Annotated in this window: 24 protein-coding genes; 16 read left to right on the forward strand and 8 right to left on the reverse strand. The window is 61.6% G+C overall.

Annotated features, from left to right (window positions below; genetic code table 11):
- Both KUV51_RS21770 and KUV51_RS21775 read right to left on the reverse strand, forming a co-directional pair.
- Positions 1 to 346, reverse strand: a 346-nt coding sequence (locus KUV51_RS21770) for a DUF3306 domain-containing protein (protein ID WP_222523573.1), incomplete at its 3' end; no start/stop codon positions are given.
- Complete coding sequence (locus KUV51_RS21775; protein ID WP_222523619.1) at positions 343 to 876, reverse strand: DUF3305 domain-containing protein; 534 nt, start codon at positions 874 to 876, stop codon at positions 343 to 345. The genes KUV51_RS21775 and KUV51_RS21770, both read right to left, overlap by 4 nt.
- Positions 877 to 1,235: 359 nt before the next feature.
- Between KUV51_RS21775 and KUV51_RS21780 the strand changes: the two genes are divergently transcribed.
- The gene (locus tag KUV51_RS21780) at positions 1,236 to 3,182 is read left to right on the forward strand and encodes a 4Fe-4S binding protein (RefSeq protein ID WP_222523574.1); all 1,947 of its coding nucleotides are present in this window, start codon (positions 1,236 to 1,238) and stop codon (positions 3,180 to 3,182) included.
- Here KUV51_RS21780 and KUV51_RS21785 read toward each other — a convergent pair.
- The gene (locus tag KUV51_RS21785) at positions 3,176 to 3,901 is read right to left on the reverse strand and encodes a hypothetical protein (protein ID WP_222523575.1); all 726 of its coding nucleotides are present in this window, start codon (positions 3,899 to 3,901) and stop codon (positions 3,176 to 3,178) included. The two genes, KUV51_RS21780 and KUV51_RS21785, sit on opposite strands and share 7 nt — an antisense overlap.
- Positions 3,902 to 3,964: 63 nt before the next feature.
- On the opposite strand from KUV51_RS21785, the gene KUV51_RS21790 reads away from it, so the two are divergent.
- Genes KUV51_RS21790 through KUV51_RS21805 form a run of 4 tightly spaced genes read left to right on the forward strand, consistent with a single transcriptional unit; the run spans position 3,965 to position 6,407 of the window.
- On the forward strand, positions 3,965 to 4,156 hold the full coding sequence (locus KUV51_RS21790) for a DUF6494 family protein (protein WP_222523576.1): 192 nt from the start codon (positions 3,965 to 3,967) through the stop codon (positions 4,154 to 4,156).
- A gap of 3 nt (positions 4,157 to 4,159) precedes the next feature.
- On the forward strand, positions 4,160 to 5,221 hold the full coding sequence (locus KUV51_RS21795) for an Mrp/NBP35 family ATP-binding protein (RefSeq protein WP_222523577.1): 1,062 nt from the start codon (positions 4,160 to 4,162) through the stop codon (positions 5,219 to 5,221).
- On the forward strand, positions 5,218 to 5,925 hold the full coding sequence (locus tag KUV51_RS21800; protein ID WP_222523578.1) for a biotin/lipoate--protein ligase family protein: 708 nt from the start codon (positions 5,218 to 5,220) through the stop codon (positions 5,923 to 5,925). Before KUV51_RS21795 ends, KUV51_RS21800 begins: the two co-directional genes overlap by 4 nt.
- Positions 5,922 to 6,407: a DUF6505 family protein gene (locus tag KUV51_RS21805; protein WP_222523579.1), complete on the forward strand. Its 486-nt coding sequence runs from the start codon at positions 5,922 to 5,924 to the stop codon at positions 6,405 to 6,407. The genes KUV51_RS21800 and KUV51_RS21805 overlap by 4 nt, the downstream gene beginning before the upstream one ends.
- A 96-nt stretch (positions 6,408 to 6,503) precedes the next feature.
- On the opposite strand, the gene KUV51_RS21810 is transcribed toward KUV51_RS21805, so the two are convergent.
- The 5 genes from KUV51_RS21810 to KUV51_RS21830 all read right to left on the reverse strand — a co-directional run bounded on the left by KUV51_RS21810 (position 6,504) and on the right by KUV51_RS21830 (position 11,121).
- On the reverse strand, positions 6,504 to 7,319 hold the full coding sequence (locus tag KUV51_RS21810) for a substrate-binding domain-containing protein (protein ID WP_222523580.1): 816 nt from the start codon (positions 7,317 to 7,319) through the stop codon (positions 6,504 to 6,506).
- Positions 7,316 to 8,032: an ATP-binding cassette domain-containing protein gene (locus KUV51_RS21815; RefSeq protein ID WP_222523581.1), complete on the reverse strand. Its 717-nt coding sequence runs from the start codon at positions 8,030 to 8,032 to the stop codon at positions 7,316 to 7,318. Before KUV51_RS21815 ends, KUV51_RS21810 begins: the two co-directional genes overlap by 4 nt.
- The gene (locus KUV51_RS21820) at positions 8,026 to 8,730 is read right to left on the reverse strand and encodes an ABC transporter permease (protein WP_222523620.1); all 705 of its coding nucleotides are present in this window, start codon (positions 8,728 to 8,730) and stop codon (positions 8,026 to 8,028) included. Before KUV51_RS21820 ends, KUV51_RS21815 begins: the two co-directional genes overlap by 7 nt.
- 202 nt (positions 8,731 to 8,932) lie before the next feature.
- Positions 8,933 to 9,922 (reverse strand): ParB/RepB/Spo0J family partition protein, encoded by a 990-nt coding sequence (locus KUV51_RS21825; protein WP_222523582.1) that lies wholly within the window; start codon positions 9,920 to 9,922, stop codon positions 8,933 to 8,935.
- Positions 9,919 to 11,121 (reverse strand): AAA family ATPase, encoded by a 1,203-nt coding sequence (locus KUV51_RS21830; RefSeq protein ID WP_039689608.1) that lies wholly within the window; start codon positions 11,119 to 11,121, stop codon positions 9,919 to 9,921. Before KUV51_RS21830 ends, KUV51_RS21825 begins: the two co-directional genes overlap by 4 nt.
- A gap of 619 nt (positions 11,122 to 11,740) precedes the next feature.
- On the opposite strand from KUV51_RS21830, the gene KUV51_RS21835 reads away from it, so the two are divergent.
- The 11 genes from KUV51_RS21835 (at position 11,741) to KUV51_RS21885 (ending at position 24,173) form a co-directional block, all read left to right on the forward strand.
- On the forward strand, positions 11,741 to 12,757 hold the full coding sequence (locus KUV51_RS21835) for a replication initiation protein (protein WP_222523583.1): 1,017 nt from the start codon (positions 11,741 to 11,743) through the stop codon (positions 12,755 to 12,757).
- Positions 12,758 to 12,766: 9 nt separating this feature from the next.
- Positions 12,767 to 14,707, forward strand: coding sequence for a cache domain-containing protein (locus KUV51_RS21840; protein ID WP_222523584.1), 1,941 nt, complete (start codon positions 12,767 to 12,769; stop codon positions 14,705 to 14,707).
- 370 nt (positions 14,708 to 15,077) lie between these two features.
- The gene (gene acs / locus KUV51_RS21845; protein ID WP_222523585.1) at positions 15,078 to 17,051 is read left to right on the forward strand and encodes an acetate--CoA ligase; all 1,974 of its coding nucleotides are present in this window, start codon (positions 15,078 to 15,080) and stop codon (positions 17,049 to 17,051) included.
- Positions 17,051 to 17,737, forward strand: coding sequence for an adenylate kinase (locus KUV51_RS21850; protein ID WP_222523586.1), 687 nt, complete (start codon positions 17,051 to 17,053; stop codon positions 17,735 to 17,737). Before acs ends, KUV51_RS21850 begins: the two co-directional genes overlap by 1 nt.
- A gap of 249 nt (positions 17,738 to 17,986) precedes the next feature.
- Positions 17,987 to 18,271 (forward strand): DUF4212 domain-containing protein, encoded by a 285-nt coding sequence (locus KUV51_RS21855; RefSeq protein ID WP_222523587.1) that lies wholly within the window; start codon positions 17,987 to 17,989, stop codon positions 18,269 to 18,271.
- Between the two features lie 5 nt (positions 18,272 to 18,276).
- A complete protein-coding gene (locus tag KUV51_RS21860; RefSeq protein WP_222523588.1) occupies positions 18,277 to 20,061 on the forward strand; it encodes a sodium:solute symporter family protein in 1,785 nt (594 codons plus the stop codon).
- A gap of 107 nt (positions 20,062 to 20,168) precedes the next feature.
- Positions 20,169 to 21,572: a DUF294 nucleotidyltransferase-like domain-containing protein gene (locus KUV51_RS21865; protein WP_222523589.1), complete on the forward strand. Its 1,404-nt coding sequence runs from the start codon at positions 20,169 to 20,171 to the stop codon at positions 21,570 to 21,572.
- Positions 21,573 to 21,575: 3 nt separating this feature from the next.
- Positions 21,576 to 22,094, forward strand: a complete 519-nt coding sequence (locus tag KUV51_RS21870) for a hypothetical protein (RefSeq protein WP_222523590.1) — start codon at positions 21,576 to 21,578, stop codon at positions 22,092 to 22,094.
- 1 nt (position 22,095) lies between these two features.
- On the forward strand, positions 22,096 to 23,505 hold the full coding sequence (locus KUV51_RS21875) for a PolC-type DNA polymerase III (protein ID WP_222523591.1): 1,410 nt from the start codon (positions 22,096 to 22,098) through the stop codon (positions 23,503 to 23,505).
- A gap of 55 nt (positions 23,506 to 23,560) precedes the next feature.
- On the forward strand, positions 23,561 to 23,830 hold the full coding sequence (locus KUV51_RS21880) for a type II toxin-antitoxin system ParD family antitoxin (protein WP_222523592.1): 270 nt from the start codon (positions 23,561 to 23,563) through the stop codon (positions 23,828 to 23,830).
- Positions 23,814 to 24,173, forward strand: a complete 360-nt coding sequence (locus KUV51_RS21885) for a type II toxin-antitoxin system RelE/ParE family toxin (RefSeq protein WP_222523593.1) — start codon at positions 23,814 to 23,816, stop codon at positions 24,171 to 24,173. Before KUV51_RS21880 ends, KUV51_RS21885 begins: the two co-directional genes overlap by 17 nt.
- Positions 24,174 to 24,175 lie beyond the last annotated feature (2 nt).

The raw sequence follows: 24,175 nt of genomic DNA on the forward strand, positions 1-24,175 counted from the left end.
CCACTTGGTACACGGTCTGCATCTTCTCGATGACAGTGGCCGCGTCGGTGAAATCCTCACCGTAGTCCACCAGCCCATCCAGATTGGCGAGCACCGGGTTCAACCGCCACAAGCGGCGAAGCGCGCGGGTCTTGAGGCGTTGGGGCAATTCAGCTTTCAGGAAATCACGCACCGCATCAGGGCTGTCCAGCGTTTCGGGTTCCGGCAAGCTCAGCTCTGCGAGGATCTCTTCATCGGGCCGCTCTTCCAGCTTCGCCGCTTCAGCCTCGGCAACACGCGCCTCCAGCGCCTGCTCCTCGGCCTCCACTCCGGCACGGCGCCGGGACCAGAAATCCCGGCCGCTCAATGTACCCGCCTCCGCTGCCGCGCGGGGGACGCATAGATGTCGGCTGCTGTCGCAATACGTGGATCACCAATGCCGTCCTGCGTCAGGTCCGTCCGCTTCTTGTCGCGCTTGCGTTTGATGAACACCTCTTCCTCGTGGAAGTTGGTGACAAAGCTCTGCACCCAGGCCACCAGCCCCGCGGGCATCGGCACCTTCTCGACAATCTCTTCACCGCTGTCGGTGTAGTCCTGCGCCTCATAAGGCGACGCCGTGACCAGCACGACGTCCAGCGGCTGATCACTCACACCCTCACGCATCACTACGTAGATGCTGGGCACCTCGGCAGACAGGCCATGCAGATACGCCTCAGTCTCAGCCCCGTGCAGGTCCAACGGCAGTGTCGCGGCATGGTATTCCACCGCCTCGCCTTCGCGCCGCAACTCCTGCCAATCAGCAGGACCGGCACCCGGCAACACGGCAACAGCTTTCCAGGAATAGGCGGCCCACTGCGTCACGCCGGGCAGTCGTCGCAAAACAACGCCCAAAGGCATGGACTGGTACTTGTCTGGGTTTCGGATCAACCTATTTCCTCCGTGTGGTTATTAAACTGCCTAATTTCTGATCCGAGAAGCGTCTTATGTGAGGTTTCGCGGTGTTTGCGGAAGCACAGGCAATTTGGCCACCTTGTCCCACCGATCCACAGCGCAAGGGACGAATTGTCCATCATGAGCGTTTCTGTCGGGAATACCGCCGTATACCGAAGTACGAATCACCCACGCCAATTCGGGGCCGTCTGGGCGGGCCTCGACACAAGAAATCGGTTTGTGAACGGCTGCGAATCGCGGCTACGCTAGGCCAAACAACCAGCCGGACGACGGGGTTTTGAACCGTCGCAGCAAGGGGAAAATACGTGGCCAAGTCACTGATTACATGCGATTGTTTGGGCACCCAGACCATCGACGCCGAAGGGTTGTCGCAGGCCACCGGCCTGGATGTCCGTCCCCCCTGTTCGGCCCTCTGCACCACCCAGTTGGACCGCGTCCAGGCCGCACTTGAGGGGGGCGATGCAGTTTTTTGCTGTACCCAGGAAGCCCGCGTTTTCGAGGAATTGGCGGAGGGTCTGGACCTGCCCGCACCCCCCACCCTCGACCTGCGCGACCGGGCGGGGTGGAGCGACGATGACTTCCCAAAACTGCCCAAAATGTCCGCACTGACTGCCGACGCCATGCTGCCCGGGGAGCCGGAAAAGACGCTGGATGTGGTCAGCGAGGGGCTGTGCCTGATCCTCGGACCCGCAGAGGTGGCGCTGGACGCCGCCGCGCAACTAAAGGATCACCTGGGCGTCACCGTGCTACTGAGCGATACAAGCGACGTACCCGACACCCGCGATTTCGACGTGGTCGTGGGCAAGCTGCGGCGCGCATCAGGCGCCTTCGCCAATTTCGAAGTGGTCATCGACGCGCTGCAACAAATCGAACCCGGCGGACGCGGGGCCTTCACCCTGACCGACCCGCAGGACGGCGCCAAATCGCAATGCGATATCATCCTCGATCTGCGCGGCGACACGCCCCTGTTCCCCGCACATGAAAAGCGCGACGGCTACCTGCGCGCCGAACCTGGCCACGCGCCGGGCATCGCTGCAGCCATCCTCGCCGCCTCGCACCTGACCGGCACGTTTGAAAAGACGCTCTACGTCAAAACCACCCCCCTGCTCTGCGCGCACAGCCGCGCGGAACAGACCGGATGCACCAACTGTCTCGACCTCTGCCCCACCGGTGCGATCACCTCCGCAGGCGAGCACGTCGCCATCGACCCGATGATCTGCGCGGGCTGCGGCGCCTGTTCCGCCGCCTGCCCCTCGGGCGCCATCACCTACGACGCGCCGCCCGTCGATCTGACGATGCGGCGGGTGCAGGCGATGGCCAAGGCGTTCCTTGATGCGGGAGGCACCGCCCCACGCTTGCTTGTCCATGACAGCCACGGGTCTGAGATGATCCGCCTGTCGGCACGCCACGGCCGCGGCCTGCCCGCCGATGTCATCCCACTGGAGATGTCAGCCATCGGCGCGTTCGGTCACGCCGAAGCCATTGCCGCCCTCGCCGCAGGCTTCGCAAGCGTTACGCTGCTGCCGGGCCCGAAGGCGGATGTCCCTGCGTTAGAGACGCAAATCACGCTCACCAACGCCATTGCAGGCGCAGGCAAAGCCACATTGCTCGACACACCCGACCCCGACGCGATGAGCGACGCGCTCTACGGGGCCGAGGCCCCTGCCCCGGTCGCTACCCCAGTCCGCCCCATGGGCACGCGGCGGCAGATCACCCGGCAAGCGGCCAAGGCGCTGCATCCCGACACCGACAGCATCGCGCTGCCCGACGGCGTGCCTTACGGGGCCGTGCTGGTCGATACCGACGCCTGCACGCTCTGCCTGTCCTGCGTGTCACTCTGCCCGTCGGGTGCCCTTGGCGACAACTCCGACAAGCCTCAGCTCAGGTTCCAGGAAGACGCCTGCCTGCAATGCGGCCTCTGTGCCAATATCTGCCCCGAAGACGCGATCACCTATGAACCGCGCCTGAACCTCACGGACGCGGCGCTGACCCAGACCATCCTGAACGAGGAAGAGCCCTTCCCATGCATCGAATGCGGCGCGCTCTTTGGCTCCAAATCCGCCATCGACCGGATCACGGACAAGCTGAAGGATCACGCCATGTTCTCGGGCGACAAGCTGCGGATGATCCAGATGTGCGACAATTGCCGGGTCACTGCGCAGTTCCACGCCGACGACAACCCGTTCCAGGGCGGCGAACGCCCCCGCGTGCGGACCACGGACGACTACCTGTCAAAGCGGCGCGATCACTGATGTTCGAGCGGCTTGCCCAGATCGGCAGGGTCCAGCACGGCCACATAGGCCAGGATCGCCTCAAGGTCGTCGAGCGTCAGCTCGATCGGCGCGATGGGCGACGGGCGGTCGATGGGGAATGGGTCGGTCACACCCTCAAGCTGGGTAAAGGCCGCATGGGGTTTCAGCGCGTAGAAGCCCGCAAAGCGCGCCTGCCAATCCTCAAACCCGCGCATGACGAAAAAGCTCGGCGTAGAGCCTATTCCAAAGCTGTCCTTGCCCCGCTCGGTCACGTGACAGCGCCCGCATTTGTCCCAAGACACGCCCTGCCCCGCTATGGCGTCACCGGTCATCTCGACCTTCGCCACGACGCGCTCCTGCACCTGCGGCTCGGTGAACAGCGGCTCTCCGTCGGGCGCAAAACCCTGCACCGTGCGACGCCCAACATCGGACGTCAGCCAGTCGGCAAAGCGCTGCGCACCCTTCCCGTCACCGCGCAAATCCATATGCCAAGTCTGACCGAGACCCGAAAACAGCGCCCGTCCATCCGGGCCCAACACGAGATCGGCCGCAGCAGGGTCATCCACAATTTCGACCCTAACCTGGGTTTTCAGCGAAAAGCGCGGCGCGATATGCTTGATCAACCCGCTTTCGACCAGCGCAGGCGGGGCATAGAACACCACCCGTTTGTCATCGGCCATTGCCAAACCCGGCAACAGGGCCAAGATCAGTACCAACATGCGCATTGGGTCAGCCTACGGTCCGCCCCGGCGCTGCGTCAACAATAGGGAGGGGGAAGCCCCATGAGCGACGATTTCAACATGTCCATGCGCAAGTTCCTGAAACAGGTGGGCGTGACGTCCCAACAGGCCATCGAAGAAGCGATGCGCGGGGCCGAGACGGGCGGCAAGACCTACAAGGTCAAGGCCGTGGTCACCATCGAAGAGCTGGGCATGACACATGAAGTGTCGGGCGAGATCACCGGACAGGACTGACACGTGACGACAAGCAGGGATGAGGTGCTGGAGGTTCTGAAAGGGATCGAAGCACCGGGCGGTGACATCGTATCGACTGGTGTGATGCGTGCGCTGAACGTGGACGACGGCACGGTGCGCTTCGTGATGGAGATCAACCCGGCGCAGGCCTCCGCCTATGAGGGCGTGAAGGCACAGGCCGAAGCAGCGCTGGGTGCGCTCAACGGCATCGAAAGCGTGTCGATTGTGCTGACCGGACATACAGAAAAGGCGCCTCCACCCGATCTGAAACCGCAGAGACCAGCCGAGCCGAAAGGACCGCAGAAGGTGCCAGGCATCGACCGCATTCTCGCAGTGGCCTCGGGCAAGGGCGGCGTGGGCAAGTCGACCGTGTCGGCAAACCTGGCGTGCGCATTGGCGCAACAGGGGCGGCGCGTGGGTCTGCTGGATGCAGACGTGTACGGCCCGTCGCAGCCGCGCATGCTGGGTGTGTCCGGCCGCCCCGCCTCACCTGATGGCAAAACGATCCTGCCCATGCGCAATCACGGCGTCACGATGATGTCCATCGGCCTGATGATGAATGACGATCAGGCGGTCGTCTGGCGAGGCCCGATGCTGATGGGCGCGTTGCAACAGATGATGAGCCAGGTGCAGTGGGGGGCGTTGGATGTGCTGATTGTCGACCTGCCGCCCGGCACGGGTGACGTGCAGATGACGCTGGCGCAAAAATTCGTTGTCGACGGGGCAATTGTCGTCTCTACACCGCAGGATGTCGCCCTCCTCGACGCGCGCAAGGGCGTGGACATGTTCCAGCAACTGCACGTGCCCATCGTCGGAATGATCGAGAATATGAGCACGCATATCTGCTCCAACTGCGGGCACGAGGAACACGTGTTCGGACATGGAGGTGTCAAAGCGGAGGCCGAGAAGCTGGGCGTGCCCCTGCTCGCCGAGGTGCCACTTGACCTGCAGATCCGTCTCGCCGCTGATGGCGGTGCCCCGATCACGGTCAGCCAGCCCGACAGCGCGCAGGCACGCGCGTTTCAGGATGTTGCCGCCGGTCTCGTCTCGCAGGGGGCTGCATGAGCGATGCCGCCATCACCTTCCCACCGCTGATGTGGGGCGAGGCAGCGCCGGACAGCGCATTCGACCATGCGGTCATGCGCGCGACGCTGGGCTGTGACGCGGGCCTGATCGCTTACAAATTGGGTGCGGCAGAGATGGAAGCGGCGTTGGTTTTCGCGCCCGAAGTGCCGCTATCCAAGGCGATGACGATGCTGCCGTTGTGCGGCGTGGGCTTCCAAAACGCGCTTGGCGCGCTGGCTCCGCCCGAGGTCGCCGTGCATCTGGACTGGTGGGGCGGCATCCGCGTGAACGGCGCACGCTGCGGCGGGTTTCGGGCAATGGCATCTGGCACAGACCCGGAGGCCGTGCCGGATTGGCTGGTGATTGGTTTCACACTGCCGCTAATCCCGGCCTCTGAGGATTTGGGCCACACCCCCGACGACACTGCCCTTTTTGCCGAGGGCTGCGCCGAGGTGGACCCCCCTACCCTTCTGGAAGCCTGGGCGCGGCATACCCTCAACTGGTTGAACCGATGGGAAGATGAGGGATCCGCGCCCTTGCATTCGGAATGGCGAGGATTGGCGCACGGGATCGGCGAAGATGTAGAAAATCAGTCTCTAAACGGGACGTTTTTGGGTGTGGATGAGGATTTTGGCATGCTTCTGCGCGATACGGAGACAACCCACCTGATCCCGCTGACACAAGTGCTGGAGGCTCAGACATGAAACTCGCCCGCGCGATCCATTTCGACGAAAGCGACATGAACGTCTTCGCCTCCCCTGCCCGCACCGGTGAGTGGTGCATCTCGGGCGGGTTCGAGTTTTCGAATTGGGGCGAAGGCGATCTGACCGGAAAAGCGCGCCAGGCCTTTGCCAATGGCTGGTTCGGGTTGGAGACGGGCGGGCGTGTGACCTTTGTCGCGGTGACACAGCTTGAAACGCCCGAGTTAGAGACGTTGACCGACCTGCTGGCGCAGCATTTCGTGACCTATTACGGCGCACCTTCCGCCGAAGCGGCGCGGCCCGTGGCGGCCGAGGAGCTGTCGCAAATGATCGAGCTGTGCGAGGACCATGATGCAAACACCCTACTCACCGTCTCTCGTGAATTGACGGAAGCTGGCGTGCGCGAGGCGTATCGGACCATCCAGCCGCAAGACGCAGGTCTGGATCAGTTTGCGATCCATGGGGATACCGGGCACAAGCACTAAGATCCTCGATTTCGAATTGGCGATGCCAATCCGACCAACGCGGGGGCCAGCCCCCGCACCCCCGTCGTATTTTCAGTCAGAAGAAGCCAAAATCGCCTAGTTAGACACAGGTTCGGCGTTGAAAACGAACAGGGTTTCACCGTCGATGGTGTACCCATCAATCAACGCTTGCGCCCGGTCGGACGTGAGCCACGTTTCCAGTTTGGACACCAGGTCGGTTTTGACATGTGGATGTAGTTCGGGGTTCACCGGCAAATAGGCGTATTGGTTGAAAAGCACCGGGTCGCCGGAAAAAAGCATCGCAAGATCGCCCTTGTTGCCGAAGTTCAGCCAACTCGCGCGGTCCGACAGGATGTAGGCGTTAAGGCCGGAGGCTGTATTGAGAGCGGCGCCCATGCCCGCACCTACGGCACGGTACCATTCCCCGAACGTATCGGCAGCAAGATCGGCGTCAGCCCATAGGCTCAGCTCCTTCTTGTGCGTGCCGCTGTCGTCCCCGCGACTGACGAAGGCAGCATTGGACGCAGCGATGGATTGAAGCGCTTCGGCAGCCGTTTCAGCGGTTGCAGTGCCTGCCGGATCATCCGAGGGGCCGACGATGATGAAGTCGTTGTACATGATTTCGCGTCGGTGCGTCCCGAAGCCATCGGCGACAAACGCCTCCTCCGCCGAGCGAGAATGGACGAGGATCGCATCTACATCGCCCGCCTCACCCAACCTCAGCGCCTGGCCTGTTCCGACGACAAGCAATTGAACTTCGAGGTCCAAGTCTTTGGCAATCTCGGGCAAGAGCACATCGGCAAGCCCGGAGTTGTGGAATGAGGTCGTGACGGCCATGCGCATCTGATCGGCGGCCTGCGCAATACCGGCGGTGATCGCCGCCAGAAAAGCCAACAACAGTGTCTGTTTCATTCCACGATGTCTCCTTGCAAAAAGGCGCGCGCTTCGGGGGTTTGCGGGGCCTCGAAAAATGCGGGCGCCGGGCCGGTTTCATGAACTTTACCGCCCAACATAAACACTATCTGATCCGCAATGCGCCGTGCTTGACCCATATCATGTGTCGAGAGGATTAACCGTGTGCCATCCGCCTTGGCCTGCAGAAGAATCGCTTCGATCTCGCGCATGGCGCGGCCGTCGAGGGACGCGGTTGGTTCATCGAGAAAGACCAAGGCTGGATCCGTGATCAGCGCTCGGGCGATCGCCAGTTTTTGCTGTTCACCACCCGAAAGCACCATGGCGCGGCGGGTCAGATGCGGCTCTAACCCCACCTTCGCGGCCCACTCTCGCGCGGCCGCGCGCGCCTGTTTCCGCGCAACACCGCGCAGCTGTAGCGGGTAGGTCAGGTTTTCCTCGACCGTGCGGCGCAGCACCACAGGCTGTTGAAAGACGAAAGCCTGATGATGCCGGGCTGTTGCGGTATCGCAGGCCCAGCTCACCTCTCCGCCCGTCAGGCGGGCCGTGCCGTGCATCAGGCGCAGCAGGGTGGTTTTGCCGGATCCGTTGGGCCCTATGACAACGCATAGCCCCTGCCCGTCCAGCGACAGATCGATGGGCCCGACCAGACGTTTGCCACGCCGGGACGTTTCTGCCCCCTTCAGCGTCAGTGGAAACAGGTCGCTCACCATCTGCTGTCTCGTTCTGTCTGGCCAATCCAGTGGATCAACAGGTTCACGCCGAGGGCCAAGGCGATGAGCACAAAGCCAAGGGCCAATGCCAGGGCGAATTCGCCTTTGCCGGTCTCAAGCGCGATGGCAGTGGTCAGCACCCGCGTGGCGTTGTCGATATTGCCGCCGACGATCATGATGGCGCCGACCTCTCCGATCCCGCGGCCAAAGCCGGCAAGGGCCGCCGTCAGCAGCGCCCTACGCGCGTCCCATAGCAGCGTGCACATCTTCTGCATCTGCGTGACGTTCAGAGAGATGAGGAGGTCGTGGTATTCGGCCCACAGCTCGCGCAGAGACTGGTGCGCGATAGAGGCAATGAGCGGCACGATAATGATCACCTGCGCGATGATCATGGCCGTTGGGGTGAAGAGCAGGCCAAGCGCGCCGAATGGGCCGGAGCGGGACAGGAAGATATAGACGATCAGGCCAACGACAACGGGCGGAAGGCCCATCAGAGCGTTCAGCATGGCAATGGTTGCGCGCCGCCACCGGAAGCGGCGGACGGCCAAAAGGGCGGCGAGGGGCAAGGCGATCAGGCACGCAATGAAAAGGGCGGTGAGGGTGACGCGGAGCGAACGCAGCGCAATGTCCGCCAGTTCGGCATCGAACGTGACGACCAGCCAGAATGCGTGGCGCAGCCCCTCCCAAAGATCGACGATGGCCGATCCTCCCTTTGCTTGTTTTGCGTGAAAGTGGCCGGTTTTGCGGGGGGATACCAGCCCTGTTCTCAGCAAACGCCAGCTTGTCGCTGGCGGGTCATGCAACCCTCTATCCTGTGGTCAAACTGTCCAGCGTGAAAAATTGCCCATGGGCAATTTACCAACGCAGCGACCGAGAATTGCCCATGGGCAATTTTTTGGATCAATCGCCGAATTCGGCGTTCAGATACGCATCAAACGCACCTTTGAGCTGCGCCTTGGTCATGCCCGCTTCGAACTCGATCCGGACCTTGCGGCCCTTTTGAACCACAGCGATGCCCTTGTCATGGGTGCTGCGGCGATAGACTTTGCCTTCTGTTTCAGGCTTGGGCTGCACCGGCTTTCCAGCGCGGGTCAGACGGCGCATTACATTGGCGGCATCAACAAAGGACCCGCGCCCGGCCCGCGCGCGTTCTTGCTCGCGCCGGATGGCGCCGGCCTCTTCCAGCACGGCGCGAGACGTATCGGGTTGCGACAAAAGCGGCTTCAACTCGCGCGCATTGCGTTCGCGGATTTCGCGGATGTTTGGGAAAGCATCGACAATGGCCTGCGGCAGCTTTGCCAGTTGCAGGTAACGCGACAGCCAGGGCTGGCTGACCTCCAGCCGCTCCGCCATCGCCTTTTGCTTACCACCGTAGTAGCGCGCGACGGCATCTGCGTAGTCCAGCGCGCGCTCATAGTCCGAAATGTCCTCGCGGTCGCGGTTCTCGATATCGGCGAGGCGGAACGCTTCCTCGTCCGAAAGCTGGCGGGCTTCGACAAGGTATTTGAACTGCGTGTAGTTGTTGTTGCGCAGCCATGAGACGGCAAAGTGACGGCGCGCACCGCAGATGACTTCGAAATCGTAATCTTCATCATCCACGGGCCGGACAATGGCTGGAAATTCCTGCTGGCCCTGCGAGCGAATGCCGTCGATCAGGTCGCGGCAATTGTCCTCGGTCAGCAGCGCGTAATCGCGATTGTGTCGTTCCCACATCCGGCAACGGGCCGGATCGACCCAGCGCAAGGTCTTTTCCTCGACTTCGCCGGCCAGCCGATCGCTGATGGCGGTGGTCCGTTTCAGAAAGCGCGCACCGGCGCGGTCGGAGGCATCCGGCACAGCCTCCAGATCGCTTAAAACATCGTCAAAGATTGCATCGTACTTGCGGGTCATAGCAGTCCCTCCTTGCGCAGTTGCGCGTGATGGCTTGGCCAGGTCTTGCGGATCAGCACTTCGATCTCGCGACAGACAGCATCCAGGTAAGCGCGGCAGCGTTTGTGCGTCTCGGTCCGGGTGGCCGGGCCGGTCAGCTCGTAGACGGTGGACAGGTTCGCCGCGGCATTGTCGATCTCAGCGCTGTCCTTGAGCACCGATTGCAACATGTCCATGGGAAAGACCGCGTCCATCATCCGTTTGATTGCCATATGCGCCGATTTCGAGTCGTTCATCTTGGTTGCGAGGATCTTAACAAAGGCATAATCGCGCGTACCCCCGTGGCGCGCGAGCTCGTTGAGCGTGGCGCCAAGCATCTTGAGGAAATGCGCGGTCGAGCCGAAATCGATGTTGTTGGGCGGGGCAGGGATGACGAGCGCATCCGCCGCGCGCAGGACCGATAGCGACAGCATCCCGAGGGCAGGCGGTGGGTCGAGCAGGATGACATCGAAGCGGTCCTTTATCGTCTCTAACCCGTTGCGTAGGCGGTCCAGCACGAACACCTGTTCGCGGGCCATGCGGGCGGCGAATTCGTATTCGGCGTCATAGAGCCCGAGATTAGCGGGGATCAGCGCGATGTTGGGCCAGTAGGTCGCGCGCAGGGCGTAGGACAGATCCTGCGGCCCGCCATGGCGAAAAAAGGGGTAGAGCGTGTCTTCCTCTTCGTCCACATCCACATCGGGATTGAGGCCGAAGACTGACGTTGTGCTCGCCTGACTGTCGCAATCCACGACGCAAACGCGGTAGCCTTGCAGCGCGAGATGCTGGGCGAAGTGGCAGACCATCGTGGACTTCCCCACGCCGCCCTTGAAGTTCTGGATGGCAAGAACCATCGCCGGGTCACTGTCCGCGCGGTGGGGTAGGGTGCCAAACACCTGCCGCATGCGATTCACGTCAGCAAGGCTGTAGCCCGTGCGGCGCCCCGTTGTCGGATCTTTCTCAGGCATGGGCAGACGGCCGTCAGCCTCCGCGTCGCGGATCAGCTTGTCGCTGCGACCAACCATGTCTGCGGCGCGTTTGACGTTGAACCGCAGATCTAGCGACTTTTGCGCGCCGGGGGCATAAAGCCTGTCGCGCAGCCGGTCGATCACGGTCGAGGCTCGAGTGGCGAGTTTGTCCAACTCCTCGAGGGAGACGGGGGGTAGGGCGGACTGCTCCATATGGACCTCTTCAAGGGGCGTTGGTCCGAATCATGACGGGTGCGGGCGGTTGCCTCAAGTACAAACTTTTGGCGGAGAGGGCGAAAAAAGCGGAAATTTGCGGGAGGGGCGCAAATGGTCAGAAGCTGCGCCCGGATGCCTCGATGTATGGAACTCTGAGGCTGTTGATACCTGAAGTTACCCGAAATGTACGTCTTTGGAATAGTGTCGCTGACGGTTGCGTCGGAAACACTCAAAAACCCAGATTTAAAAACACGCCCTATTCAGGATTCTTAGTGTTCACTGTTCGGGCTGCTAAAACCCCTGTATTGCAAGGCTCAAACGGCTCTATCGCTTACGTTCCGGGGTGGTTTGGCTTACGCATCGGGATGGCAATTCCTACGTCTCGGGGCGCTTACTCTTACGTCTCGGGTGGCCTTTAACCCTTACGTTTTGGGTGAGTCTGCGGTCCGACTCAGACCGTTGATTTTCTGGCGTATTTCGAATCACTTGCACGATGCTTCGATTCCATATCGCCCGTTTAACCTTACAAATTGGGTGCCCCGCTTTTTGTAGACGCCTCCGGCGCGCACCGTTATTCTTACGTCACACTGCCCGTCAGAGGTAAGAGAAGAGCAGCATGGCGGAACGCCCAACCCAATCCTACCGGACCATTGACGCCCGGCCAAACGCGCAAAGCCTGGTGAAGCCGGGTGAACTGGTGGACCTTGTCGAGGTCACCCCGCTGACGCTGGCCGACCGGCGCATCTATAACCAGCTTCTTGAGAATGCGTGGGACGCGATTGAAAAGCCGGTGACGCACGTGATTTCCAAGTCGGATCTGCGTGGCTCTCACAACTCCAATGACAGGGTAGGGGAGTCCGTCGAGAGGCTGATGTCGGCCATCGTCAAGGTGAAGGTCACGCATGAGGGCGAGGATGCCATCGAGCGGGTGCAGTTGCTGGGCGGCAATATCGAGACGACGCGCCGTGACGGGGTGCTGGAATACGAGATCCCACAGCGGCTGCGAAAGATCATCAAGGACTCGACCGTCTTTGCCCGCCTGCAGCGCGAGGTCATGTTTGCGCTCAGTTCCAAATATGCGCTGACCCTATACGAGATGATCCAGAAGCGGGGGAACCTGCGCTATCGGTCATCGGAGAAATTTGCGCTGGATGACCTGCGCGGGGTGCTGGGGGTGCCCAAGGGCAAGCTGATCTCATGGTCGAACCTCAAGCTGCGGGCGATTGAACCGGCGGTGGCCGAGGTGAATATGCTGTCGGATTATGTGGTCGAGATTGAGCCGGTGAAGACCGGGCGGCGGGTGACGCATATCGAACTCAAATGGTGGCGCAAGGATGGGGCAGGGACGGTTGAGGCAGAGCGGGAGCTGACCTTTTCCAAGGTCGGGCGCAAGGCGCGGATGGCGAACACGACCGAGGAGTTGAAGCCCCGACCCGCTTGGTTGGAAGCCGCAGGCCCCGCGCTGCGGACCGAGACTTACGAGACTGCGCGGCTGCGATATCCCGGTTACGACATCTACCACGTGGAAAAGGAGTGGCGGGCCTGGGCCGCCACGAAAGAGCCGCCGCGGGATGCCGACCGCGCCTACCTCGCCTTTTTCCGGAGCTTTGCGGAAAACAACCCGCTGCGCTAGCGTAGCGCCATGAACTCCGTCCGTTTCCGTCTGTTGATCCTGGCCCTTGCGCCGATGGTCGTGCTGATGCCGCTCTTGCTGTTTCTGGGCATGACGCGGTGGACGGCGGATTATGACGAGGTGCTGATCGCCAATGTCGAAAGCGACCTGCGGATCGCGGAGCAGTACCTGTCGCGGTTGATGGTGCAGACGGGGGACGAGTTACAGGCGGTGGCGGGCTCGGTCGAGTTCGCGCAGACGCAGCCATCGGGGCGCGATGCGTTCTTTGAAGAGAAGCGCGCGGCGCTTGAGCTGGATTTCCTCTATTATCTGCCACGATCAGAGGTCACGGATCGGTGGCCCGTCGCACAAAGCGCTGCGACGGGGCAGGGGCGGACCGAGATCGACATTTTTTCGGCAGACGATTTGGCGGCAATTTCGCCAGACCTCGCCGAGCAGGCGCGCATCCCCTTGATCGACACCGAAGCTGCTGTGCCGACCGACCGTGTGGTCGAGGATCGGGGGATGGTCATTCATTCTGCAACACCCGTGACATTGCCCGGCCGGGATGGCGTGCTGGTGGGAGGGATTCTGCTGAACCGGAACCTCAGCTTCATCGATACGATCAACGCGCTTGTTTATCAGGATGGGTCCGCGGGAGGGTTGCGGCAGGGAACGGCGACACTGTTTCTGGAGGATGTGCGCGTCTCCACCAATGTGCGCCTGTTCGAAGATGTCCGCGCCCTTGGGACGCGCGTGTCTGCGGCCGTGCGGGGCAAGGTGCTGGGGGAGGGGCGTACATGGCTCGACCGGGCGTTTGTGGTGAATGACTGGTATATTTCGGGCTACCTGCCGCTGACGGACAGTTTTGGCGAGTATGTCGGTATGCTGTATGTCGGTGTGCTGGAAGAGCCCTTTACCATCGCCAAGCGTAATGCGTTCCTTGTCATTATTGCGGCCTTCGTCGCGGTGCTTCTTCTGTCGGCACCGGTGTTCCTGCGGCTCGCCAAGGGTATCTTTGCCCCGCTCGAACGCATGACGCACACCATGTTCCTAGTGCGGCGCGGCAACCTGTCGGCGCGGAACGGGCAGAGCGGCGGTACGGGTGAGATTGGCGAGGTGGCGGGGCACCTTGATGACCTGCTGGACCAGGTGCAGGAGCGGGATGAAGAGTTGAATGTGCGGGTCGCCAAGCGGACCGCAGAATTGCAGCGCGCCAATGAGAAGCTGGAAGAGACGTTTCGACAGTTGGTGATGAGCGAAAAGCTCGCCTCGATCGGGGAGATCACGGCGGGTGTTGCGCATGAGATCAACAACCCCGTGGCTGTCATTCAGGGCAATGTCGATGTGATCCGCGAGACGCTGGGCGAGGGCAGTGACGCGATCCGGACCGAGTTGGGTCTGGTGGACCGGCAGGTCGCGCGCATTCAGACGATTGTGGGCAAGCTCCTGCAATTCGCGCGGCCGGGTGAGTTCGCGGATCTGGAACAGACAGTGCCGGTGGCGCCGGTGATTTCGGACTGCCTTGTGCTGGTCAATCATGTCATCTCGCAAACCGAGATTGAGGTGAAGACGGAGTTGACCGCGCTGAACGAGGTGCGGATTGATCCGGGCGAGATGCAGCAGGTGCTGATCAATCTGATCATGAATGCGGTGCAGGCGATGGGCGGGCAGGGCACGCTATCCATCCGCGCCGAGGATGTTGCGCAGGACGGGGTGCCGGGTGTGCGGGTTGCTGTGTCCGACACCGGGCCGGGCATTGCGCCGGAGCGGGTCGACGATGTCTTTGCCCCGTTCTACACCACCAAGCAGGCGGAGGGGACGGGCCTGGGTCTGTCGATTTCGCAAACGCTGATCCAGCGCGCGGGCGGGTTGATCCGGGCGCGCAATCGTGATGCCGGTGGGGCCTGTTTCGAGGTGTGGTTGCCGGCTGCGGAGCAGGATGAAACCCGGCTGACCCACAGCGCCTGACCCTCGACTCATCCTATCGAAAACTACGTGATTCTGGGTATGAGCCTGATCTGTCAGTTCAGATTGACAATTTGTCACAGGGCAGGGGTCTGCGCTGTTGTCCGCTAACAGTATGCAAATGGATACCGTTCCCGTTTTGCGGGAAATTGCTAGAGCGCAGAAAAAATTGGAAAAAATGAGACAAATATAAAACGATTTACAAGACACCTCGGTCTATAGATCAAAAATTTACAAAAAAATCCAATAACACCAGCAGGCAAAGCACGATTTTACAGAAACGTGTATGGTGACCCTCAACAGGCGCATATCAAAACGCCCCGGGTGAAGAAGCCGATGCAAAGCGGATCCGAGCCCAAACCGGAGGAGACCCATGAATATTCAAAGCACGCCGAATTCGGCCGTTTTCCCGCCGTCGGAAGAGACCAAGGCCCGCGCACATCTGGACGCGGACGGCTATGCCAAGATGTACGCCGCGTCCGTTGCCGACCCCGAAGCGTTCTGGGGTGAGCAGGGCAAGCGGCTGGACTGGATCAAGCCCTACACCAAGGTGAAGAACACGTCGTTCGCGCCGGGCAATATCGATATTCGCTGGTTCGAGGATGGCACGCTGAACGTGTCGGCCAACTGCATCGACCGGCATCTGGAAACACGCGGCGATCAAACGGCCATCATCTGGGAACCGGATGACACGTCGAAGGTCGAACCGAAACATATCACTTACCGCGAACTTCATAGCTCGGTTTGCAAGATGGCAAACATCCTCGAAGAGCTGGGCGTTCGCAAAGGCGACCGGGTCATCATTTACCTCCCAATGATCCCGGAAGCCGCTTATGCGATGCTGGCCTGCGCCCGCATCGGCGCCATCCATTCCATCGTGTTTGCCGGCTTCTCCCCGGACGCGCTCGGGGCGCGGATCAACGGCTGTGACGCCAAGGTTGTCATTACCGCCGATTACGCGCCCCGAGGCGGACGGGAGACCCCGCTGAAGTCGAACACGGACGCGGCCCTGTTGCACTGCAAGGACAGCGTGAAGTGTCTGGTGGTGAAGCGGACAGGCGGTCAGACGACCTGGACCGACCGCGATTACGATTACAACGAGATGGCGTTGGAAGCGTCGGACTATGCCGCACCCGCCGAGATGGGCGCCGAGGATCCGCTGTTCATTCTCTACACGTCCGGCTCGACCGGTCAGCCGAAGGGTGTTGTGCACACTTCGGGTGGCTATTTAACCTATGCGGCGATGACCCATCAGTACACGTTCGACTATCACGAGGGTGATGTGTTCTGGTGTACCGCTGATGTGGGTTGGGTGACCGGCCACAGCTACATCGTCTATGGCCCGCTGGCCAACGGGGCGACAACCATCATGTTCGAGGGCGTGCCGACCTTCCCCGATGCGGGTCGGTTCTGGGACGTGTGCGAGCGTCATAAGGTGACGCAATTCTACACCGCGCCGACGGCTATTCGAGCGTTGATGGGCGCGGGCAATGAGTGGGTCGAGAAGTATGACCTGTCGTCTTTGCGCTTGCTGGGTTCCGTCGGTGAGCCGATCAACCCAGAGGCCTGGACCTGGTATCACGAAGTTGTCGGCAAGGGCGCGTGCCCGATTGTCGATACGTTCTGGCAGACCGAAACCGGTGGTCACATGCTGACCCCGCTGCCGGGTGCAACGGACCTGAAGCCCGGGTCTGCGCAGCAGCCGTTCTTTGGCGTGCAGCCCGTCGTTCTGGACCCTCAAAGTGGGATCGAACTGGATGGCAACGGGATCGAAGGGGTTCTGTGTATCAAAGACAGCTGGCCCGGTCAGATGCGGACCGTGTGGGGCGACCATGAGCGGTTCGAGAAGACGTATTTCGGTGACTACAAAGGCTATTACTTCTCGGGCGATGGCTGTCGCCGGGATGACGATGGCGATTACTGGATCACGGGTCGTGTGGACGATGTGATCAACGTCTCTGGTCACCGGATGGGGACGGCCGAGGTGGAAAGTGCCCTCGTTGCCCATGCCAAGGTCGCTGAAAGTGCTGTTGTTGGCTATCCGCACGATGTGAAGGGGCAGGGCATCTACGCCTATGTCACCCTGATGAACGGTGAGGAGCCGAGTGACGCGCTGCGTAAGGAGCTGGAAACCTGGGTCCGGACAGAGATTGGCCCGATTGCCAAGCCCGACCTGATCCAGTGGGCGCCGGGTCTGCCCAAGACACGTTCGGGCAAGATCATGCGCCGCATCCTGCGCAAGATTGCCGAGGATGATTTTGGGTCGCTTGGGGATACGTCGACACTGGCCGATCCGTCTGTGGTCGATGACCTGATAGAGAACCGCATGAACCGGAGTGACGACTGATGGACGGTGCTGTGGTTACAGTGGCGGCCCCCGTTTTCATCCTGCTTGGCCCTCCGGGGGCGGGCAAGGGGACGCAAGCCCGGATGTTGCAGGAGGCCCAAGGGTTCGTGCAGCTTTCGACGGGTGATTTGCTGCGCGCCGCTGTTGCGGCGGGCACCGACGCTGGCAAGGCAGCGAAGGCTGTCATGGAAGCCGGTGGGCTGGTGAGTGATGACATTGTTATCGCGATACTCAAGGACCGTTTAGCCGACGATGATTGTGCGCGTGGTGTGATCCTCGATGGCTTCCCCCGTACGACCGGGCAGGCCGAAGCGCTGGATGATCTGTTGGCTGACAGTGGGCAGCGCATCAATGCCGCCATCAGCCTTGAGGTTGACGACAGTGCCATGGTCGCCCGCATCTCGGGTCGTTTCACCTGCGGAAATTGCGGTGAGGGCTATCACGATGTGAACAAGCCGACGCGTGCCCTTGGCATTTGCGACAAGTGCGGCAGCAGCCACATGAAGCGCCGGGCCGACGACAATGCGGAAACGGTGTCTCAGCGCCTGACCGAATATCATAACCAGACAGCGCCCCTGATTGCCTACTACGAGGGCAAGGGTGTGCTGCAATCCCTCGACGCGATGGGAGAGATCGACGCGATTGCGGCGACCCTGTCGGGGATGGTGAAGGACGCCGCCACCTGACGACCGGCTTGTCCTGACAGAGTTTTTCGCGGCACGTGTTTTGCCGCGCCTGTTCCCCGTGTGCGTGGGGAGCGGGGTGGTCCCGGCGTGTCCGGGGCTTTGTACGCGCTGCCCCATGATCTGCATCAACGCATGTCGCAACGGGGTGCGCAGACTGGAGGAAATACGCGGTGACTGGACAGCCCGGTCGCTTGCACCGACCGAAGGGGTCCCGCGCGGCCCCGCATCGAAACCAAAGGAGGAGCCGCCATGGCGGAAGAAACCACAAACATTGCCCGAGCGTCCGAGGCGGACAAGGGCTATTGGGCGGCCAACGTCCGCATGATACTGATATCATTGGTCATTTGGGCGCTCGTGTCCTTTGGCTTTGGCATCGTTCTGCGTCCGCTTCTGAGCGGTATTGAAGTTGGCGGCACCGACCTGGGCTTCTGGTTCGCGCAGCAGGGATCGATCCTCGTCTTTCTGGCGCTGATCTTTTTCTACGCCTGGCGGATGAACAAGCTCGATAAGCAATACGGCGTGGACGAGGAGTAATCGCCATGGATCAGTTTACACTCAACCTGCTGTTTGTGGGCGCGTCCTTCGCGCTTTACATCGGCATCGCCGTCTGGGCCCGCGCGGGGTCGACGAGCGAGTTCTACGCGGCCGGTCGCGGCGTGCACCCTGTCACGAACGGGATGGCTACCGCCGCCGACTGGATGTCGGCAGCCTCGTTCATTTCGATGGCGGGTCTTATTGCCTTCACCGGATATGATAACTCATCTTACCTGATGGGCTGGACGGGCGGTTACGTGCTACTGGCGCTGCTCCTCGCCCCGTATCTGCGGAAGTTCGGCAAGTTCACGGTGTCAGAGTTCATCGGCGACCGGTTCTATTCCGGGACGGCCCGTATGGTGGCCGTGATCTGTCTGCTGGTCGCGTCGATTACGTATGTGATCGGTCAGATGCAGGGGGTGGGTATCGCCTTTGGTCGCTTCCTTGAGATTGACGCCTTCTGGGGTCTGCTCATCGGGGCGTGTGTGGTGTTTGCCTATGCCGTGTTTGGCGGGATGAAGGGTGTGACCTACACCCAGGTCGCGCAGTACTGCGTGCTGATCACTGCCTACACCATTCCGGCGGTCTTTATCTCGCTGCAACTGACCGGCAACCCGATCCCGGCCATGGGCCTATTCGGAAGCACGGAAAGCGGTGAGCCGCTTCTGGCGAAACTGAACCAGATCGTGACCGACCTTGGTTTTGCCGAGTATACGGCGGCGCATGGCTCGACCCTTAACATGGTGCTGTTCACGTTGTCGCTGATGATCGGGACCGCGGGCCTGCCCCATGTCATCATGCGCTTCTTTACCGTGCCCAAGGTGTCGGATGCGCGGTGGTCTGCCGGTTGGACGCTGGTGTTCATCGCCCTGCTGTACCTGACGGCGCCTGCCGTTGGTGCGATGGCGCGTCTGAACATTTCCGAACTGATGTGGCCCAATGGCACGTCCGGTGAGGCGGTAAGCGTCGAAGCCATCGAAAGCGATCCGGAATATGCCTGGATGGCGACGTGGCAGAAGACCGGTCTTCTGGATTGGGAAGACAAGAACGGCGACGGCCAGATCCAGTACTACAACGACGCGAATGCCGAGTTGCAGGAACGTGCAGCGGCCAATGGCTGGGAAGGCAATGAGCTGACCAACTTCAATCGTGACATCCTGGTGCTTGCGAACCCGGAGATTGCCAACCTGCCCGGTTGGGTGATCGGTCTGGTCGCGGCGGGTGGTCTGGCGGCTGCGCTGTCGACGGCCGCGGGTCTGCTGCTCGCGATCTCGTCGGCGGTGTCGCACGACCTGCTGAAAGGCCAGTTGACACCCAACATGTCAGAGAAGAACGAGCTGCTTGCAGCGCGGATTTCGATGGCGGCGGCGATTGTGGTTGCGGTTCTGCTGGGTCTGAACCCGCCGGGCTTTGCGGCCCAGACGGTTGCGCTTGCCTTTGGCCTTGCGGCGGCCTCGATCTTCCCCGCGCTGATGATGGGCATCTTCTCGACCCGCATCAACAATGTGGGGGCGGTTGCCGGGATGCTGGCCGGTCTGGTTGTGACCCTGCTGTACATCTTCCTGCACAAGGGCTGGTTCTTTATCCCGGACACCAATTCGTTCACGGATGACAACCCGCTCCTGGGGCCGATCAAGTCGACATCGTTCGGTGCGATCGGGGCCATGGTCAACTTTGCTGTCGCTTACGTGGTGGCCGGCATGACCAAGGAAACCCCGCAAGAGATCAAGGACCTGGTGGAAAGCGTGCGTATCCCGCGTGGAGCGGGTGCCGCAGCGGCCGACCACTAAGGCCCTTTGGGTGCATCGCAGCTTCTCTTCCCTGCGATGCGCCTTGAACTCAACGGCCTGTCCGCGATGTTCGTGGGCAGGCCATCGTCTTGATCGGGAGGTAGCTCATGGCATCGCAGGATCTGACCGTATTGCCGGTGGATCAGTTGATGACGCGCGACCCGGTCATCTGCGCGCCGGGCGAGACCATCCGGGCGGCGGCGGAGTTGATGGCGGCGCGTCGCATTTCATCGGTTTGTATCGTTGATGCTGAAGGCTTTCGTGGCATCGTGACCGTGCGGGACATCAATGCGAAGGTCGTCGCTGGGGGAATGAGCCCTGACGTGCCCGTGGAGCGGGTGATGACGCCTGCGCCTTTAACGTTGCCGCCAGATGCGCTGGGTCTGGACGTGCTGCACATGATGATGGAGCGCCATATCGGTCATGTACCGATTGTCGAGGGTGAGCAGCTTGTCGGCATTGTCACCCAGACCGATTTGACCCGGTTTCAGGCGCTGTCCTCGGCAGAGTTAGTGCGTTCGGTGGCCGAAGCGTCTGACGTGGCGGCGATGACCGAGGTGACGGGTCGCATCCCCGGTCTGTTGGCGCAATTGGTCGGGGCGGGGACACGACACGATGGAGTGACGCGCCTGATCACCGACATTGCCGATACGGTGACGCGCCGGTTGCTCACGATGGCCGAGGAGGAATTGGGCGCGCCGCCCGTGCCGTACCTTTGGCTCGCCTGCGGCAGCCAGGGGCGGCGCGAGCAGACGGGGGTGTCGGACCAGGATAATTGCTTGATCCTGTCGGATGATGTCTCTGACGCCGATATGCCGTATTTTGCCAAGCTGGCGCAGATCGTGAGCGATGGGCTACATGCTTGCGGCTATGTCTATTGCCCCGGCGACATGATGGCGACGAACCCGCGCTGGTGTCAGCCCTTGTCCAAGTGGCGCGCCTATTTCGACGGCTGGATCGCGAAGCCAAACCCGGAGGCGCAGATGTTGGCCTCGGTCATGTTCGATCTGCGGGCGATTGGTGGGGATGAGACCCTGTTCGCCGACTTGCAGAAAGATACGCTTGCCAAGGCTGCGGGCAATTCGATTTTCGTGGCGCATCTGATCGCCAACTCGCTGAAACACGCGCCGCCTCTGGGCCTGTTCAACCGGTTGCCGCGCACGCCGCTGGATCTGAAGCACAGCGGTGTGGTCCCGGTGGTCGATCTGGGCCGGGTCTATGCCCTGCAGGGGCAGGTGACGGCCGTGAACACGCGCGCGCGGCTGGAGGCTGCTCTGGAAACGGGGGCGCTGTCGCCCGGCGGCGGGGCGGATTTGATTGACGCCTATGATATGATTGCAACCACGCGGCTGCGGCGGCAGGCGCGGCAGATCAGGGAGGGCGAGGCGCCGGGTAATACGCTGCCGCCCGATGTCTTGTCAGGGTTTGAGCGCAGCCACTTGCGGGAGGCGTTTGTCGTCGTCAAGACCATGCAATCGGCGCTGGGGACGGGCAAGGGAGCACTGGGGTAGGCCATGTTTGTGGAATTGATTGCGACGGTTTTCGCGGGCATCGGTGCCGCGGGGATCGTCATGGTGTTGAACCTGATGACCGGGCGGCACCTGCCGAAATGGCTTATGCCGGTGGCAGCGGGCGCGGGCATGATCGGCATGACCATCTCGAACGAATACACCTGGTTTGACCGGACGGCGGAGCAACTGCCAGAGGGGATCGAGATTGCCATGACCGTCGATGAACAAAGCTGGTGGCGGCCCTGGACGCAGGTCGCGCCCTATACGAAGCGCTTTGTTGCTGTGGATGTCGCCAACTTGCGCCGGAACGATGCGCAGCCGGATCAACGGATGGTGGATCTGTACTTTTTTGGCCGCTGGTCGCCGGTGAACCAGACGCCGATGCTGTTGGATTGCGCCGGGTCGCGGTCGGCGGTGCTGATCGACGGGGCGGAGTTTGCCGCCGATGGCAGCGTGAGCGATGCCGACTGGCAGGCGATGCCGGGCGACGATCCAATCCTTAGTATGGTGTGCGAGGCCTGAGATGCTGACCCGCCTGTCCCTGCGCCTGCGCATATTCCTGTTCTTCTGCCTCTTGGCGGCAGGCGGGGCGGCGCTGGCGGCTGGGGCGCTCTATTTCGGGTGGGCGCGGGGCGACGGTGCTTTGCCGGGCGGGCCTTTTGTGACTGCCTTTGTCCTTTTCGCCTTCCTCAACACAGGTCTGGCAGCGGTGGTCTGGCTGCTGTTTGACGAGAATGTCGCCAAGCCCATCAATGCGCTGGCAGCCGAGTTGCGCTTGCGTGCGCATTCAGGCGTGGACCGTGAGGTGGACGCGGAGGTGGCGCGCTATCTGGGTGACCTCGCCCCCGCTGCGCAGGCTGTGTCGCAGACCCTGAGCACAAGTGTGATGGACAGCGCAACCGCGGTTGCGCACAAGACCGCGCGCCTGCAGGCAGAGGCCGAGCGCTTGACCGCGCTTCTGACTGAAATTCCCGTGGCGACCATCATGGTGAACGAGCGCATGGGCATCGTTCTTTATGACGGGCAGGCGGCCGAGATCCTCGCGGCCATCGCGCCGCCGCGGCTTAAGGCGCCCTTGGTCGACTATTTCTATGCCGCTGATCTGGGGCGCGCGAAGTCGACGATGAATCAGACCGGGGCCGAGGTGGCGTTTGATTTGCGGGACAAGGATGCGACGACCACTTTTGCTGCAAAATTCAAGCCGTTGGACGGGGCGGGCTACATGCTGCTGATCGACGTGCCGGAGGTACCCCTGTCGCCCAAGGCGGCCCGTCCGCTGGTCTACGATTTTGACCTGCTGAGCGAGGGGGACAGCACAGATGTGCAGGACACCGTCCTGTCCGAGCTGTGTTTCGTCGCCTTCGATTCCGAAACCACGGGTTTGTCGACGACCGATGATGATGTTGTGCAACTGGGCGCCGTACGTGTCCTGAACGGCAGGATCGTCGACGGCGAAGTGCTGGAAAGCTACGTGAACCCCGGTCGCCCGATTCCACCTGCATCCACCGCTGTGCATCATGTGGCCGATGCGGATGTGGCAGGCGCCCCTGATTTTGCGACGGCAGGGCGCGCGTTGCACGGCTTTTGCCGGGACGCGGTTCTTGTCGCGCACAATGCGCCCTTTGACATCGCGTTTTTGCGTCGTGGGGCGGAGGCGATGGAGGTCGATTGGGATCATCCGGTGCTGGATACAGTGCTGCTGTCCGCCATCGTCTTTGGCACGACGGAAGAACACACGCTGGATGCGCTTTGCAATAGGCTCGACATCGTGATTTCGCCTGAGCGGCGGCACACCGCTCTTGGTGATGCACAGGTAACGGCGGAGGCGCTGGTGCGGTTGATCCCGCTGCTTGAGGGCAAAGGGTTGCGTACGCTGCGGGACGTCATTGCCGAGAGCAAGAAGCATGGCCGCCTGTTGCAGGATTTGAACTGACTTGCATGGTTGGCATTCACGCCCATATACTACTCAGTAGCAATGGGAGCATGTGATGTCTGTCAAAGCCTCGGTTTCGATCACGGATCAGCAGGATGAATTTGCCCGTCGGCTTGTGGCGGATGGCCAATATGCGAGCCTGAGTGCCGTGGTGCAGCGTGGGCTGGAACTGGTCCGAACCGAAGATGCGCGGGAGCGGGCCGAGTTGGCGGCTTTGCAGGCGTTCTTTGCCGAACGGGCAGAGGGACCTTTCGTGACGGCAGAGGACGGTCGCCGCCGGACCGAGGATATGATTGCGGCCAAATCTCGTGCCCACAGATTATAGGGTTCTGCGCAGCGCCGCCTGCGATGCCGACATCGAAGTTATCTTTGACCATCTCTTTCAGTCGTACCGCGATCTTGGCGATCCGCTTGAAGATGCACTGAACCGGGCGGCAGCGCGCGTGCGCGGGATTGAGGATGCGCTGGCAGGCCTTGGTGATGTACCGTTTCAGGGAACCCTGGTGCCGCAGATCATGGACGGCCTGCGGCACGTGACCAAGGACCAGGCGGTGTTCTATTTCATCTCAGATGATGCGCGTCGCGATGTGCGTGTACTGGGTGTGTTTTTTGGTGGGCAGGACCATCGACGCCATATTCTGCGCCGTATTGTCGAAAGCGAGCGGTAATA

Source organism: Tateyamaria omphalii (assembly GCF_019802125.1).
In the GTDB taxonomy this organism is placed as follows: domain Bacteria; phylum Pseudomonadota; class Alphaproteobacteria; order Rhodobacterales; family Rhodobacteraceae; genus Tateyamaria; species Tateyamaria omphalii_B.